Source organism: Burkholderia anthina (assembly GCF_902498995.1).
Taxonomy (GTDB): domain Bacteria; phylum Pseudomonadota; class Gammaproteobacteria; order Burkholderiales; family Burkholderiaceae; genus Burkholderia; species Burkholderia anthina.
Genome location: NZ_CABVLY010000032.1, coordinates 60,885 through 74,957, shown reverse-complemented (window position 1 = coordinate 74,957; position 14,073 = coordinate 60,885). Strand labels below are relative to the sequence as shown.

13 protein-coding genes are annotated in these 14,073 nt (G+C 66.1%); 10 read left to right on the top strand and 3 right to left on the bottom strand.

Going from position 1 to position 14,073, the window contains the following annotated elements; genetic code table 11:
* Window positions 1-148 precede the first annotated feature (148 nt).
* Window positions 149-1,414 (bottom strand): SGNH/GDSL hydrolase family protein, encoded by a 1,266-nt coding sequence (locus BME24068_RS30510; protein ID WP_174928272.1) that lies wholly within the window; start codon window positions 1,412-1,414, stop codon window positions 149-151.
* A gap of 200 nt (window positions 1,415-1,614) precedes the next feature.
* Between BME24068_RS30510 and paaA the strand changes: the two genes are divergently transcribed.
* The 8 genes from paaA (at window position 1,615) to BME24068_RS30470 (ending at window position 7,884) form a co-directional block, all read left to right on the top strand.
* Complete coding sequence (gene paaA, locus BME24068_RS30505; RefSeq protein ID WP_096508225.1) at window positions 1,615-2,613, top strand: 1,2-phenylacetyl-CoA epoxidase subunit PaaA; 999 nt, start codon at window positions 1,615-1,617, stop codon at window positions 2,611-2,613.
* Window positions 2,614-2,649: 36 nt separating this feature from the next.
* Window positions 2,650-2,934: a 1,2-phenylacetyl-CoA epoxidase subunit PaaB gene (paaB, locus tag BME24068_RS30500; protein WP_006752453.1), complete on the top strand. Its 285-nt coding sequence runs from the start codon at window positions 2,650-2,652 to the stop codon at window positions 2,932-2,934.
* 9 nt (window positions 2,935-2,943) lie between these two features.
* Window positions 2,944-3,747: a 1,2-phenylacetyl-CoA epoxidase subunit PaaC gene (paaC, locus tag BME24068_RS30495; protein ID WP_174928271.1), complete on the top strand. Its 804-nt coding sequence runs from the start codon at window positions 2,944-2,946 to the stop codon at window positions 3,745-3,747.
* 27 nt (window positions 3,748-3,774) lie between these two features.
* Window positions 3,775-4,338: a 1,2-phenylacetyl-CoA epoxidase subunit PaaD gene (gene paaD, locus BME24068_RS30490; RefSeq protein ID WP_096508223.1), complete on the top strand. Its 564-nt coding sequence runs from the start codon at window positions 3,775-3,777 to the stop codon at window positions 4,336-4,338.
* Between the two features lie 2 nt (window positions 4,339-4,340).
* Window positions 4,341-5,429 carry a 1,2-phenylacetyl-CoA epoxidase subunit PaaE gene (gene paaE, locus BME24068_RS30485; protein WP_096508222.1) on the top strand — a complete coding sequence of 363 codons (1,089 nt, stop codon included), beginning with the start codon at window positions 4,341-4,343 and terminating at the stop codon, window positions 5,427-5,429.
* 129 nt (window positions 5,430-5,558) lie between these two features.
* Window positions 5,559-6,374: a DUF1835 domain-containing protein gene (locus BME24068_RS30480; RefSeq protein WP_174928270.1), complete on the top strand. Its 816-nt coding sequence runs from the start codon at window positions 5,559-5,561 to the stop codon at window positions 6,372-6,374.
* A gap of 22 nt (window positions 6,375-6,396) precedes the next feature.
* Window positions 6,397-7,002, top strand: coding sequence for a TetR/AcrR family transcriptional regulator (locus tag BME24068_RS30475; RefSeq protein WP_096508220.1), 606 nt, complete (start codon window positions 6,397-6,399; stop codon window positions 7,000-7,002).
* 234 nt (window positions 7,003-7,236) lie between these two features.
* Complete coding sequence (locus BME24068_RS30470) at window positions 7,237-7,884, top strand: GNAT family N-acetyltransferase (protein WP_096508219.1); 648 nt, start codon at window positions 7,237-7,239, stop codon at window positions 7,882-7,884.
* A gap of 68 nt (window positions 7,885-7,952) precedes the next feature.
* Here the strand turns inward: BME24068_RS30470 and BME24068_RS30465 are convergent, their stop codons facing one another.
* A complete protein-coding gene (locus BME24068_RS30465; RefSeq protein ID WP_096508218.1) occupies window positions 7,953-8,477 on the bottom strand; it encodes an Lrp/AsnC family transcriptional regulator in 525 nt (174 codons plus the stop codon).
* Between the two features lie 200 nt (window positions 8,478-8,677).
* Here BME24068_RS30465 and hppD point away from each other — a divergent pair, with 200 nt between their 5' ends.
* The gene (gene hppD, locus BME24068_RS30460; protein ID WP_096508217.1) at window positions 8,678-9,775 is read left to right on the top strand and encodes a 4-hydroxyphenylpyruvate dioxygenase; all 1,098 of its coding nucleotides are present in this window, start codon (window positions 8,678-8,680) and stop codon (window positions 9,773-9,775) included.
* A gap of 132 nt (window positions 9,776-9,907) precedes the next feature.
* On the opposite strand, the gene BME24068_RS30455 is transcribed toward hppD, so the two are convergent.
* Window positions 9,908-10,099 (bottom strand): hypothetical protein, encoded by a 192-nt coding sequence (locus BME24068_RS30455; RefSeq protein WP_174928269.1) that lies wholly within the window; start codon window positions 10,097-10,099, stop codon window positions 9,908-9,910.
* Window positions 10,100-10,419: 320 nt separating this feature from the next.
* On the opposite strand from BME24068_RS30455, the gene BME24068_RS30450 reads away from it, so the two are divergent.
* Window positions 10,420-14,010: an indolepyruvate ferredoxin oxidoreductase family protein gene (locus tag BME24068_RS30450; RefSeq protein ID WP_174928268.1), complete on the top strand. Its 3,591-nt coding sequence runs from the start codon at window positions 10,420-10,422 to the stop codon at window positions 14,008-14,010.
* The last annotated feature ends 63 nt before the right edge of the window (window positions 14,011-14,073 follow it).

Here is a 14,073-nt window from a genome sequence, read left to right as displayed (position 1 = left end):
CACCCTCATCTCCGCAAGCCCCTTTGTGAAAATATTTTGAAAAAGCCTCCGTGCGCTGCCGCGCACGGAGGCTTTGGGGGCAACGAGCAACGTGCGGGCTGCGAATCCGACCTTACCCACAGCTCATCACTCTATATATAAGACGCCGTCACTTGCCGCCGGCCGCGGCCTGCAGTTGCTCCACCGGCACCGCTTCGGCCATCGCCGCGTAGCCGGCATCGCTCGGGTGAATGCCATCGCCGCTGTCATACCGGCGCTGCAGCACACTCGGGCGAGCCGGATCACGCAATATCGCGTCGAAGTCGACCACGCCGTCGAACCCGCCGCCACTCCGAATCCACCGGTTCACCTCGAGCCGGATCGCTTCGCGTCCGGCCGGCAACGCCGCCGGCGTGAGCGTCGCACCGAATGCCTTCACGCCCTGGCGGTGCGCGGCCTCGATCAATCGGCGATAGCCATCGATCAACGACGCAGCCGTGACCTGCGTATGCGGGCTGTCGCAATCGAGCCCCGCGCGCGGCGGCATCGCCGCGAAGTTGATGTCGTTGATACCGATCAGCACGATCACGGCCTTCACACCCGAGCGCGACAGCGCATCGCGCCCGAACCGCGACGCCAGCGACGTGCCGTAGCACGCCGAGTCGCTCAGCAGCCGGTTCCCGCTGATGCCGAGGTTCACCACGCCCAGCGAATCCGCACCCGACGCAGTCAGCCGACGCGTCAGCGTGTCCGGCCAGCGCTGGTTCCGGTTCAAGCTCGAACGCAGTCCATCGGTGATCGAGTCGCCGATCGCCGCGACACTCGCCCGCGCGGAACCTGCCTCGACCGCCAGCTCCGTCACCCATGCATATTGAGTAAAGCGGGTACGGAAGGCGCCGGCGCCCGGATCGTCCACATGATCGCCCGGCGCCGACACGTAATTGAACTGGTTCGACACACGGTGCCAGACGGTCATCCGCTGGTTCGCCCCCATCCGGAGACTGATCGCATACGGTCGCCCGGCAGTTACGTCGATCGCCACCGGATCGCTTTCGAGTTCCTGGCCCGGTGCGAGCGTCACCGACGCCTTGCCGCCGAAGCGCACCGGCGCAACCGAGGGTTCCGCCAATGCGGCGCCGTCGCCCGCACGCGCAAGACCGGCATTCTCGATCACCAGCGGCGCGCGGCCATATGCATTGCTGACGCGAATTCGCGCGGCACGCCCCGATACCGTCGGGTAGACGATCTGCCGGACGGTCCGCCCGGCCACATCGGGCGCGCGATAGAGCGGCGGCGGCGCAGCCAGGTCGGGAATCGGCTGCAACGCGGTCGCCCACGCAGCGACCCACCCGGCGGGCGCGGCCGAGGCCGCGAGCGGCGACAGGAAAACGGACGCGCCCAGTACGGTCGCGACGAAACTGCTTCGAAATGACATCGGCGAAATCCTCATCGGAAAGCGGGCATTGTGCCGCAGAAGCCGCCCGCCTCACGCGACGGATTGCCTTCTCACACGACGATCCCGCCCCGACGCCCCACGTTTACCCGAGTCTCGCCGGAAATCCTCAAGAAATTTATTAACCGACCGGTCGGTTGGTTTATACTTCGCACACATTCAACCGGACGAGAACCTCCGCCATGTACACGCAATCCCTCGACATCCCCGGCAACGTCGCGCCACTCGACGCCGCAGCCGAGTCGCCCGAGCAAGCGCGGTTCGACGCGATCATGGCCGCGGACGGCAAGATCGAACCGCAGGACTGGATGCCCGACGCCTATCGCAAGACGCTGGTGCGCCAGATCTCGCAGCACGCGCACTCGGAAGTCGTCGGCATGCTGCCGGAAGGCAACTGGATCTCGCGCGCGCCGAGCCTGAAGCGCAAGGCGATCCTGCTCGCGAAAGTCCAGGACGAAGCCGGCCACGGCCTCTATCTTTATAGCGCAGCCGAAACGCTCGGCGTATCGCGCGATTCGCTGATCGATGCGCTGCACGCCGGCAAGGCGAAATATTCGAGCATCTTCAACTACCCGACGCCGACCTGGGCCGACGTCGGCGTGATCGGCTGGCTCGTCGACGGCGCCGCGATCATGAACCAGATCCCGCTGTGCCGCTGCACGTACGGGCCGTACGCACGCGCGATGATCCGCGTGTGCAAGGAAGAGTCGTTCCACCAGCGCCAGGGTTTCGACGCGCTGCTGTCGATGATGAAGGGCACCGACGCGCAACGCGCGATGGTCCAGCAGGCGGTGAACCGCTGGTGGTGGCCGGTGCTGATGATGTTCGGCCCGAGCGACGCCGATTCGGTCCACAGCAGCCAGTCGTCGAAATGGGGCATCAAGCGGATCTCGAACGACGATCTGCGGCAGAAGTTCGTCGACGCGACGGTCGACCAGGCAAAGGTGCTCGGCGTAACGCTGCCCGACCCGGACCTGAAATGGAACGAAGCGCGCGGCCGCCACGACTACGGCACGATCGACTGGGATGAATTCTGGCGCGTCGTCAACGGCGACGGCCCGTGCAACAAGGAACGCCTCGCGACCCGCGTGAAGGCGCACGACGACGGCGCATGGGTGCGAGAAGCCGCGCTCGCGCACGAAGCGAAGCGCCGCGCCCGCGCCGAACAGCACGCCGCCTGAGCGGCAACCATCGAATACAGGATTCAGGAGAGAGTGATGAACAAGGAATGGCCGATCTGGGAAGTGTTCGTGCGCAGCAAGCAGGGCCTCGACCACAAGCATTGCGGCAGCCTGCACGCGGCCGACGCGTCGATGGCGCTGCGCATGGCGCGCGACGTCTACACGCGCCGCCAGGAAGGCGTGAGCATCTGGGTGGTGCCGTCGTCGGCGATCACTGCGTCGGATCCGGCCGAGAAGGCCGAGCTGTTCGAGCCGGCGGGCGACAAGATCTACCGTCACCCGACGTTCTATACGCTGCCCGACGAAGTCAACCACATGTAACGCCGCGCCATGACGATCACGCCCGAACACCTCTCCTACGTGCTGCGCCTCGCGGACAACGCACTGATCCTCGGTCAGCGCAACGCCGAATGGTGCGGCCACGGCCCCGTCCTCGAGGAAGACATCGCGCTCACCAACATGAGCCTCGATCTCATCGGCCAGGCGCGCATGCTGTATACGCACGCGGCCGAACTCGAGCGCCAGCTCAACGGCGCGGCAAAGACGGAAGACGATTACGCCTACTTTCGCACCGAGCGCGAGTTCGCGAACTTCACGCTCGCCGAACTGCCGCACTACGGCCCGATCGCCGGCACCGCGCACGCCGACAAGGACTACGCGGTGACGATCGTGCGCAACTTCCTCTACGCGACGCTGATGCTGCACGTGTGGACCGCGCTCGAAACGTCGACGGACACGCAACTCGCCGCGATCGCCGCGAAATCGGTGAAGGAAACCCGCTATCACGTGCAACATGCGCGCGAATGGCTGGTGCGCCTCGGTGACGGCACCGACGAATCGCATCGCCGTGCGCAGGCCGCGCTCGACTATCTGATGCCGTACACGCGCGAATTCTTCGCAGCCGACGCAATCGACGACGCCGTCGCCGCGCCGGGTATCGCCCCGGCACCGGCCGCGCTCGAAGCGGCATGGCGCGCGGATGTCGACGATGCGCTCGCGGAAGCGACGCTGACCCTGCCGGCGCCCGTGCAGCACGTAACGACCGGCAAGCAGGGCGAGCACTCGGAACACATGGGTTACCTGCTCGCGGAAATGCAGAGCCTCGCACGCCAGCATCCCGGCGCGACCTGGTAATCGACCGACCCAACGGAGAGCCCGACGATGTCCGTCCAGACCGCCGCCCCCGCCAACGCCGCACCCGCCGCGCATCGCAACGATCCGTTGCTCGCGCGCGCGTGGGACGTGCTCGAAGCGGTGCCCGATCCCGAAATCCCGGTCGTGTCGATCCGCGAGCTCGGCATCCTGCGCGACGTCCGTCGTGCGGACGACGGCCTGCTCGAAGTCGTGATCACGCCGACCTACTCCGGCTGCCCGGCCATGTCGCAGATCGCCGAGGACATCGCCGCCGCGCTGCACGCCGCCGACCTGCCGCCGCACCGGATCGAGACGGTGCTCGCGCCCGCGTGGACGACCGACTGGATCACGCAGGAAGCGCGCGACAAGCTGCGCGAGTACGGCATCGCGCCGCCCGTCGGCCAGTGCGGCAGCACCGCGCCGCGGGAAAACGTCGTGCGCTTCGTGCCGCGGCCGGTCGCGGCGCCCGTTTGCCCGCGCTGCGGCTCCGCCAACACCGAGCGTCTCGCGCAATTTGCGTCCACGGCCTGCAAGGCGCTGTATCGCTGCGTCGACTGCCGCGAACCCTTCGACTACTTCAAACCCTATTGATCATGGCGACCCCGCAATTTCATCCGCTGCGTATCCGCGACGTGCGGCCCGAGACCGCCGACGCCGTTACCGTCTCCTTCGACGTGCCGCCCGAGCTGCGCGACGCTTACCGCTTCACGCAAGGCCAGTTCGTCACGCTGAAGACCCACATCGACGGCGAGGAAACGCGCCGCTCGTATTCGATCTGCGTCGGCACGACCGACTACGACCGCGACGGCGAACTGCGCATCGGCATCAAGCGCGTGCGCGGCGGCCGCTTCTCGAACTTCGCGTTCGACACGCTGAAGCCGGGCCACACGATCGACGTGATGACACCGGACGGCCGCTTCTTCACGCACCTGAATGCCGACCTCGGCAAGCAGTACGTCGCGTTTTCCGGCGGGTCGGGCATCACGCCGGTGCTCGCGATCGTGAAGACGACGCTCGAACTCGAACCGCGCAGCACGTTCACGCTGATCTACGGCAACCGCAGCGTCGACGCGATCATGTTCGCGGAGGAACTCGAGGACCTGAAGAACCGCTACATGAACCGCTTCGTCCTGTACCACGTGCTGTCGGACGATCAGCAGGACGTCGAGCTGTTCAACGGCGTGCTCGACCAGGCGAAATGCGCGGAATTCCTCGACACGCTGACGCCGGCCGACGCAATCGACGAAGCGTTCATCTGCGGCCCCGCGCCGATGATGGACGCGGCCGAAGCCGCGCTGAAGACGGCCGGCGTGCCGCAGGCGAAGGTGCACGTCGAGCGCTTCGGCACGCCGCTGCCGCAGGCCGGCGCGCCCGTCGTCGAGATCACCGACCAGACGCCCGCGGCGGACCTCGAAATCGTGCTCGACGGCAAGAGGCGCAAGCTGCGCCTGCCGTACGAAGGCGTGAGCCTGCTCGACGTCGGCCTGCGCGCGGGCCTCGCACTGCCGTACGCGTGCAAGGGCGGCGTGTGCTGCACGTGCCGCGCGAAGGTGGTCGAAGGCGAAGTCCGGATGGAGAAGAACTACACGCTCGAGGAACAGGAAGTGAAGGACGGCTTCGTGCTCACGTGCCAGTGCCACCCGATCAGCGACAAGGTCGTCGTGAGCTTCGACGAGCGTTGAGCGGCGTCGCATCGGCGCGCCGCACCGGTTTCTCGTCGTCACACATCTCGCTTACACTAGGGGCCGCCGGCCGGCTGGACGTTGCAACGTCCGCCCGGCCGGCGGTTTTCTTTTGTTGATGACAGGCCGATGAGTACCATTCACGTGATTCAGGGCGGCACCGCTGCCGCGTCGCTGCGCGAGGCCCTCGCACAGGCTGGACGCGACGAGCTCGTCGTCGGATTGCTCGACGATCTCGCCGTCGGGCCGCTGAAGGGCGCCGACGAGACGCCCGACACGCGCGCCGCCTTCTGGCAGCGCGTGCTCGGCGACCGGGTTCCCGACTGGAACGCGGAAGTCGAACACGAATTCGCACGCCTCGACCAGCTCGCGATGGATACGGGCCAGGTGGTCGTCTGGCACGCGCCGAGCGTCGGCGACAAGCTGCTGCTGCGGCGCGTCGCCTATCATCTGCGCAACGTGCCGCAGCGCCTGAACGAAGTCCGGCTGTCCGCGGCCGACCTCGACGCGCCCGAACGCGCGGCGCTGGCCCGCCGCGACCAGGCATGCTCGACCGGGATGTTCTCGCCCGCGGCGCTGGCCCGCAAACGGCCGGTGGCCGCGCCGATCTCGGTGCTGCGCATCGGTCGCCTCGCGCTCGAATGGCAGGAAGCGAAACACCTGAATGCCGAACTGCGCTACTGGGTCAGCAACACGATCAAGAGCGGCCAGTACGCCGACCTCGACGCGCTGATCGTCACGCATGCGCAACCCGGCTGGCTGCCCGCGCGACAGCTCGTGGGTGGCATCATGGCCGACGCCGACCGCGGCGGGCTGTTCGTCAGCGACGCGATCGCCTGGTGGCGCTGTCGCGAACTCGCGGCGGCCGGACGGCTCGAGCTGCAGGACGATGCGCCGAACGCCCTCTCTTCCACGCAGGTGCGCGCGGCAGCCGCGCATCGCTAACGCTACTCTTCAGCATTCGACCATGGCCCGTACCCGAGCGCCCGACCACGAATCCCAGCGCGAGCAGATCCTCGATCTCGCCGCCGAGAAATTCGCGCAGACGAGCTACCCGAGCACGTCGATGTCCGATCTCGCGACCGCGAGCGGCACGTCGAAGGCGCGTCTTTATCACTATTACGAGAGCAAGGAAGCGATCCTGTTCGACCTGCTCGATCGCTACACGAAGCGGTTGATGCTGATCATCGCGGAGGTCGAGGGCGCGAGCCAGCGGCGCGGGCTCAGCGAGCGCGACGCGTTCGCCGAACTCGTGCGCGCCTTCCTCTCCGAGTACGAGACGTCGCACAGCCGCCATGTCGCGCTGCTCAACGACGTGAAGTATCTGGAGGACGCGCAGCGCGAAATCGTGCTCGACCGCCAGCGCGACATCGTCGCGGCTTTCTCGCGTCAGCTCGCGCGCGCCTATCCGGACCGGATCTCGAAGGAAAACCAGACGTCGGTCACGATGATGGTGTTCGGGATGATCAACTGGACGTTCACGTGGCTGAAGCCGGGCGGCCGGCTCGGCTACCGCGACTTCGCCGAACAGGTCATCGACCTGATGGAGCGCGGGCTGGCCCCAGGCGCGTGATTGCCGCGCAGCAGCATGCGTTGCGTGGCGGGCACACTGCGATCGCTCGCCGCGCGTTTCATGTGATGAATTTTTAATCCGTTAAAAATCAAAGAGATAGAAAATTAACTAAGCGGATTTAGAATTCATCCTCTTCATAAATAACGTCAAATACGGGTTTTCCCCAACCCTGCTCGGGTAAAATGCTGTTGCAATGCACAAATCACTGTGCTGCCACGCACTGAGGAACCCACGATGAACACGCAAGTCAACGGTCGCGCCGATGCAGTCGGCAACGCCGGTAGTGCGCCGGTTCTCGTCAGGGAACTGGCTTCCAAAGATCGTGAGCGAATGCTCACCCACTTTCTCTCGCTCGACGAAGAGGACCGCCTGCTGCGCTTCGGCCAGATGGTCCCCGACCACGTGATCGAGAACTATGTCCGTACGATCGACTTCGGTCGCGACACCGTATTCGGCGTGTTCGACCACGCGCTCGAGCTGATCGGCGTCGGCCATCTGGCATACCTGCCGGTCGACGGCGACACGCGCACGGCCGAATTCGGCGTGTCGGTGCTCGAAAGCGCGCGCGGCCGCGGCGTCGGCTCGAAGCTGTTCGAGCGCGCGGCCATCCGCAGCCGCAACACGCGCGTGACGATGCTGTACATGCACTGCCTGTCGCGCAATGCAACGATGATGCACATCGCGAAGAAGTCCGGGATGCGCATCGAGTATGCGTACGGCGAAGCCGACGCGTACCTGTCGCTGCCGCCGGCAGACCACTCGACGATCATCGCCGAGATGCTGCAGGAGCAGGCCGCGGTGTTCGACTACGCACTCAAGCGCCAGGCACACCGCACGTCGAAGTTCATCGAATCGCTGATGCCCGCCGCGCTGACGGCGTGACATCGGGCCGACCGGGCTGCCGCACGGCGCCCGGTCTTCTCCCTTTCCCTCCTTCGCGGCGCCGCACGCTAGCGCACCGAGCGGATCGGCAACGCCGTCGTCTCCTTGAAGCATTCGAGTGAAAAGCTCGTCTTCACGTCGATCACCGACGGATGATGCAGCAGATGCTCCTGCACGAAGCGGGAGAAATGCGCCATGTCCTCGACCTGTACGCGCAGCAGGTAATCCATGTCGCCCGTCATCGCGTGGCACGCGACCACCTCCGGCCAGGTCTGCACGGCCGCGCGGAACAGCTCCGCGTGGGTCGCGCCCGCACGCGCGGACGTCTCGTCGGCCCGGACCGGCGCAAGGCCGCCGCGCTTCTCGAGCCGCACGCTCACGTACGCGAGCAGATCGAGACCGAGCTTCTGCGGATCCAGCAGCGCAACGTAGCCGGTGATCACGCCGATCTCCTCGAGCCGCCGGATTCGCCGCAGACACGGGCTCGGCGACAGGTTCACACGCTCGGCGATCTCCTGATTCGACAGCCGGCCGTTCTGCTGAAGAATCGCGAGAATCCGCCGGTCGATCGCATCCAATTCGACCTGCGCCATTTTCTGCCCTCCACCGACTATTTTGAGACTGGAAATTGCGCCATCGTAGGCACGGACGATCAAGTTCGCAAGTTTACGCTCCGCCCTGCCCGCTACACTTTGTCGCATGAACCGATTCGTGGCGCGCGCCACCTTCGACACGAAACCGGCCCGAGCCTCGTCACGCCCGGGCGAATCGCAAAGCACACTGGAGACACGGCATGCAGATCCCCAACTGGGAAAACCCCGTCGGCACCGACGGCTTCGAATTCATCGAATACACCGCACCGGATCCGAAAGCACTCGGACAACTGTTCGAACGGATGGGTTTCACCGCGATCGCACGCCACCGCCACAAGGACGTGACGGTCTACCGTCAGGGCGACATCAACTTCATCATCAACGCCGAACCCGATTCGTTCGCGCAGCGCTTCGCGCGCCTGCACGGCCCGTCGATCTGCGCGATCGCGTTCCGCGTGCAGGACGCCGCGAAGGCGTACAAGCGCGCGCTCGAACTCGGCGCATGGGGCTTCGACAACAAGACGGGCCCGATGGAGCTGAACATTCCGGCGATCAAGGGCATCGGCGATTCGCTGATCTACTTCGTCGACCGCTGGCGCGGCAAGAACGGCGCGCAGCCGGGCGCGATCGGCGACATCAGCATCTATGACGTCGATTTCGAGCCGATCGCCGGCGCGAACCCGAATCCGGCCGGCCACGGCCTCACCTACATCGACCACCTGACGCACAACGTGCATCGTGGCCGCATGCAGGAATGGGCGGAATTCTACGAGCGCCTGTTCAACTTCCGCGAAGTGCGCTACTTCGACATCGAAGGCAAGGTGACGGGCGTGAAGTCGAAGGCAATGACGTCGCCGTGCGGCAAGATCCGGATCCCGATCAACGAGGAAGGCTCGGACACGGCCGGCCAGATCCAGGAATACCTCGATGCGTACCACGGCGAAGGCATCCAGCACATCGCGCTCGGCACGAACGACATCTACGGCGCGGTCGACGGCCTGCGCGGCAAGGAAGTGAAGCTGCTCGACACGATCGACACGTATTACGAACTGGTCGACCGCCGCGTGCCGAACCACGGCGAATCGCTGGACGAACTGAAGAAGCGCAAGATCCTGATCGACGGCGCGCGCGACGACCTGCTGCTGCAGATCTTCACCGAGAACCAGATCGGGCCGATCTTCTTCGAGATCATCCAGCGCAAGGGCAACCAGGGCTTCGGCGAAGGCAACTTCAAGGCGCTGTTCGAATCGATCGAGCTCGACCAGATCCGCCGCGGCGTGGTGCAGGACAAGGCCTGACCCATCGCGCGATGCTGCGCCCGGGGTAGCCCGGGCGTCCGCGCGAACCGGCGGCACAAAGAAAAAGGGCGGGAATCGCAAGATTCCCGCCCTTTTGTCGTTCCGGCGCGGCCCGACGGCCGCGCAAACGGATCAACGCACGCTCGCCTTCGGCGCGCCGGCGCAGGCCGCCGGCTGCGCGTCGGCGTCCTGCGCCGGCGCGATCTGACGCATCTGTACGCCGGCTGCCGCCAGCGCGCTCGCGCCTTGCGCGTGCACCGGGCCGGTCATCGCGAAAAACGCGGCGGACACGATCAGGAAACTCTGGATATGACGTGTGTTCATTGCACCTCCTTTAAAACTGCCGGCGCCTCCCCGGTTGCGTCGAATCGGGCCGACGCGGCCGGGCACCTCCGGCAGGCCGACAAGATTAACGGCATTTGTACGAAGAAGGGGGCGGCTTTACATGCTTTTACATGATGTAACTCAGCGCCTCGCGCGATTTCAGTGATGCGTCGCGGCACGCCAGCCGGTGGGCGGCGGGTTTATCCCAGTGCTACCATCACTTAAAACCGGCCAATATGCCGGCCACTGCCGACACGTTCACAAGACGTCGAAGCAACTGAAGTTTTGGTGATCCCAAACTGGGTGGAGGAGACAGTTCAATGAATGCCCCGCTAGACGCAGGCCAACGCGCGTCGCTCGAAGCCGCGCTGAAGTCCGTCACGCTTGACGACAAATACACGCTCGAACGCGGCCGCGCGTACATGAGCGGCATCCAGGCGCTGGTGCGCCTGCCGATGCTCCAGCAGGAACGCGACCGCGCCGCCGGCCTCAATACGGCCGGCTTCATCTCCGGCTATCGCGGCTCGCCGCTCGGCGGCCTCGACCTGTCGCTGTGGAAGGCCAAGCAGCATCTCGCCGCCCACCAGATCGTATTCCAGCCCGGTCTCAACGAAGACCTCGCCGCCACCGCCGTGTGGGGCTCGCAGCAGGTGAACCTGTATCCCGGCGCGAAGCACGACGGCGTGTTCGGCATGTGGTACGGCAAGGGTCCGGGCGTCGACCGCACCGGCGACGTATTCAAGCATGCGAATTCGGCCGGCTCGTCGCGGCATGGCGGCGTGCTCGTGCTCGCCGGCGACGACCACGCGGCGAAATCGTCGACGCTCGCGCACCAGTCCGAACACATCTTCAAGGCATGCGGGCTGCCGGTGCTGTTCCCGTCGAACGTGCAGGAATATCTCGACTTCGGCCTGCACGGCTGGGCGATGAGCCGCTACTCGGGTCTGTGGGTCGCGCTCAAGTGCGTGACCGACGTGGTCGAATCGTCGGCATCGGTCGACATCGACCCGCATCGCACCGAGATCGTGCTGCCGACCGACTTCATCATGCCGGACGGCGGCCTGAACATCCGCTGGCCGGATCCGCCGCTCGTGCAGGAAGCGCGGCTGCTCGACTACAAGTGGTACGCGGCGCTCGCGTATGTGCGCGCGAACAAGATCGACCGGATCGAGATCGATTCGCCGCAGGCGCGCTTCGGCATCATGACGGGCGGCAAGGCGTATCTCGACGTGCGCCAGGCGCTGACCGACCTCGGCCTCGACGACGAAACCTGCGCGCGGATCGGCATCCGGCTCTACAAGGTCGGCTGCGTGTGGCCGCTCGAAGCGCAGGGTGCGCAGGCATTCGCGCGCGGCCTCGACGAAATCCTCGTCGTCGAGGAAAAGCGCCAGATCCTCGAATACGCGATCAAGGAAGAGCTGTACAACTGGCCCGATGCGCAACGGCCGCGCGTGTTCGGCAAGTTCGACGAGAAGGACGGCGCCGGCGGCGAATGGTCGGTGCCGATGGGCAACTGGCTGCTGCCCGCGCACTACGAACTGTCGCCCGCGATCATCGCGAAGGCGATCGCGACGCGTCTCGACAAGTTCGAACTGCCGTCCGACGTGCGCGCACGCATCGCCGCGCGGCTCGCGGTGATCAACGCAAAGGAAATGGCGCTCGCGAAGCCGCACGTGCAGACCGAGCGCAAGCCGTGGTTCTGCTCGGGCTGCCCGCACAACACGTCGACCAACGTGCCGGAAGGCTCGCGCGCGATCGCCGGCATCGGCTGCCACTACATGACCGTGTGGATGGACCGCAACACGAGCACCTTCAGCCAGATGGGCGGCGAAGGCGTGCCGTGGATCGGCCAGGCGCCGTTCACCGACGAAAAACACGTGTTCGCGAACCTCGGCGACGGCACCTATTTCCACTCCGGCCTGCTGGCGGTGCGCGCGGCGATCTCGTCGAAGGCGAACATCACCTACAAGATCCTCTACAACGACGCTGTCGCGATGACGGGCGGCCAGCCGGTCGACGGCGTGCTGACGGTGCCGCAGATCACGCACCAGCTCGCGTCCGAAGGCGCGAAGAAGATCGTGATCGTCACCGACGAGCCGGAAAAGTACGACAGCCAGAAAGCGCTGCTCGCGCCGGGCGTGACGATCCATCACCGCGACCAGCTCGACGACGTGCAGCGCGAGCTGCGCGAGATCGAAGGCACGACGATCCTGATCTACGACCAGACCTGCGCGACCGAGAAGCGCCGCCGCCGCAAACGCGGCACGTATCCTGATCCGGCCAAGCGCGTCGTGATCAACGATGCGGTGTGCGAAGGCTGCGGCGACTGCTCGGTGCAGTCGAACTGCCTGTCGGTCGAGCCGCTCGAAACCGAGTTCGGCACGAAGCGCCAGATCAACCAGTCGAGCTGCAACAAGGACTTCTCGTGCGTGAAGGGCTTCTGCCCGAGCTTCGTCACGGTCGAGGGCGGCCAGTTGAAAAAGCCGAAGGCCGTGGCGGTCGACGGCGGTGCGCTGCCGCCGATTCCCGAACCGACGCTGCCGGCAATCGAGCGTGCGTACGGCGTGCTCGTCACGGGCGTCGGCGGCACGGGCGTCGTCACGATCGGCGCGCTGCTCGGGATGGCCGCGCACCTGGAGAACAAGGGCGTGACCGTGCTCGACGTCACGGGCCTCGCGCAGAAGGGCGGCGCCGTGATGAGCCACGTGCAGATCTCGCACGCGCCGACCGACATCCACGCAACGCGGATCGCGATGGGCGAAGCGGACCTCGTGATCGGCTGCGACGCGATCGTCACGGCCGGCGACGAATGCACGTCGCGGATGCGCCACGACACGACCCGCGTGGTCGTCAACAGCGCGCAGACGCCGACCGCCGAGTTCATCAAGAATCCGAACTGGGCGTTCCCGGGCCTGTCCGCGGAGAACGACATCCGCGCGGCAGCCGGCGAGGCCGTCGATTTCATCGACGCGAACCGCTTCGCGCTCGCGCTGCTCGGCGACGCGATCTACACGAACCCGTTCGTGCTCGGCTACGCATGGCAGAAGGGCTGGCTGCCGCTCACGCTCGCGTCGCTCGAACGCGCGATCGAGCTGAACGCGGTGTCGGTCGAGAAGAACCGCGCGGCGTTCGACTGGGGCCGGCGCGCCGCGCACGACCTCGCGAGCGTGAAGCAGGCTGCGGCCGGCGATGCACGCCCGGCGCAGGGCGCCACGGTAATCGCGCTGCACACGAAGAAGGCGGTCGACGCACTGATCGCGAAGCGTGTGACGTTCCTCACCGCGTACCAGAACGCCGCGTATGCATCGCGCTATGCCGCCTTCGTCGACAAGGTGCGGGCGGCCGAACGCGCGCTGGCCGACGGCGACGCCGTGCAGGAGCCGCTGACCGAAGCGGTCGCGCGCAACCTGTTCAAGCTGATGGCGTACAAGGACGAATACGAGGTCGCGCGGCTGCAGTCCGATCCCGCGTTCCTCGCACGCCTGTCGTCGCAATTCGAAGGCGACTGGAAGCTGAAATTCCACCTCGCGCCGCCGCTGTTCGCGAAGACGGATGCACACGGCCATCTCGTGAAGAAGGCGTACGGCCCGTGGATGATGTCGGCGTTCCGGCTGCTCGCGAAAGCGAAGTTTCTGCGCGGCACCGGGCTCGACCCGTTCGGCCGCACCGAGGAGCGCCGCACCGAGCGCGCGCTGATCGGCGAGTACGAAGCGCTGATCGGCGAAGTGACGGCCACGCTGAGCGCAGCCAACCGCCCGCTCGCACTCGAGCTCGCGGCGCTGCCGGACGGCATTCGCGGCTACGGCCACGTCAAGGAGAACAACCTGCGCGCGGTACGCCAGAAGTGGAACACGCTGCTCACGCAGTGGCGTTCGCCGACGGGCGGCCATTCGCGCCAGCAGGTCGCGTAACGGCGGACGGCGGGCGTTCGCGGTCAGGAGGCCCGCCCGCACTGTCGTGGCTCACCGGAAAGC

Coding starts and splice junctions, on each gene's coding strand:
- BME24068_RS30510 (WP_174928272.1), bottom strand. CDS start 1,414: ATGTCATTTCGAAGCAGTTTCGTCGCGACCGTACTGGGCGCGTCCGTT.
- paaA (WP_096508225.1), top strand. CDS start 1,615: ATGTACACGCAATCCCTCGACATCCCCGGCAACGTCGCGCCACTCGAC.
- paaB (WP_006752453.1), top strand. CDS start 2,650: ATGAACAAGGAATGGCCGATCTGGGAAGTGTTCGTGCGCAGCAAGCAG.
- paaC (WP_174928271.1), top strand. CDS start 2,944: ATGACGATCACGCCCGAACACCTCTCCTACGTGCTGCGCCTCGCGGAC.
- paaD (WP_096508223.1), top strand. CDS start 3,775: ATGTCCGTCCAGACCGCCGCCCCCGCCAACGCCGCACCCGCCGCGCAT.
- paaE (WP_096508222.1), top strand. CDS start 4,341: ATGGCGACCCCGCAATTTCATCCGCTGCGTATCCGCGACGTGCGGCCC.
- BME24068_RS30480 (WP_174928270.1), top strand. CDS start 5,559: ATGAGTACCATTCACGTGATTCAGGGCGGCACCGCTGCCGCGTCGCTG.
- BME24068_RS30475 (WP_096508220.1), top strand. CDS start 6,397: ATGGCCCGTACCCGAGCGCCCGACCACGAATCCCAGCGCGAGCAGATC.
- BME24068_RS30470 (WP_096508219.1), top strand. CDS start 7,237: ATGAACACGCAAGTCAACGGTCGCGCCGATGCAGTCGGCAACGCCGGT.
- BME24068_RS30465 (WP_096508218.1), bottom strand. CDS start 8,477: ATGGCGCAGGTCGAATTGGATGCGATCGACCGGCGGATTCTCGCGATT.
- hppD (WP_096508217.1), top strand. CDS start 8,678: ATGCAGATCCCCAACTGGGAAAACCCCGTCGGCACCGACGGCTTCGAA.
- BME24068_RS30455 (WP_174928269.1), bottom strand. CDS start 10,099: ATGAACACACGTCATATCCAGAGTTTCCTGATCGTGTCCGCCGCGTTT.
- BME24068_RS30450 (WP_174928268.1), top strand. CDS start 10,420: ATGAATGCCCCGCTAGACGCAGGCCAACGCGCGTCGCTCGAAGCCGCG.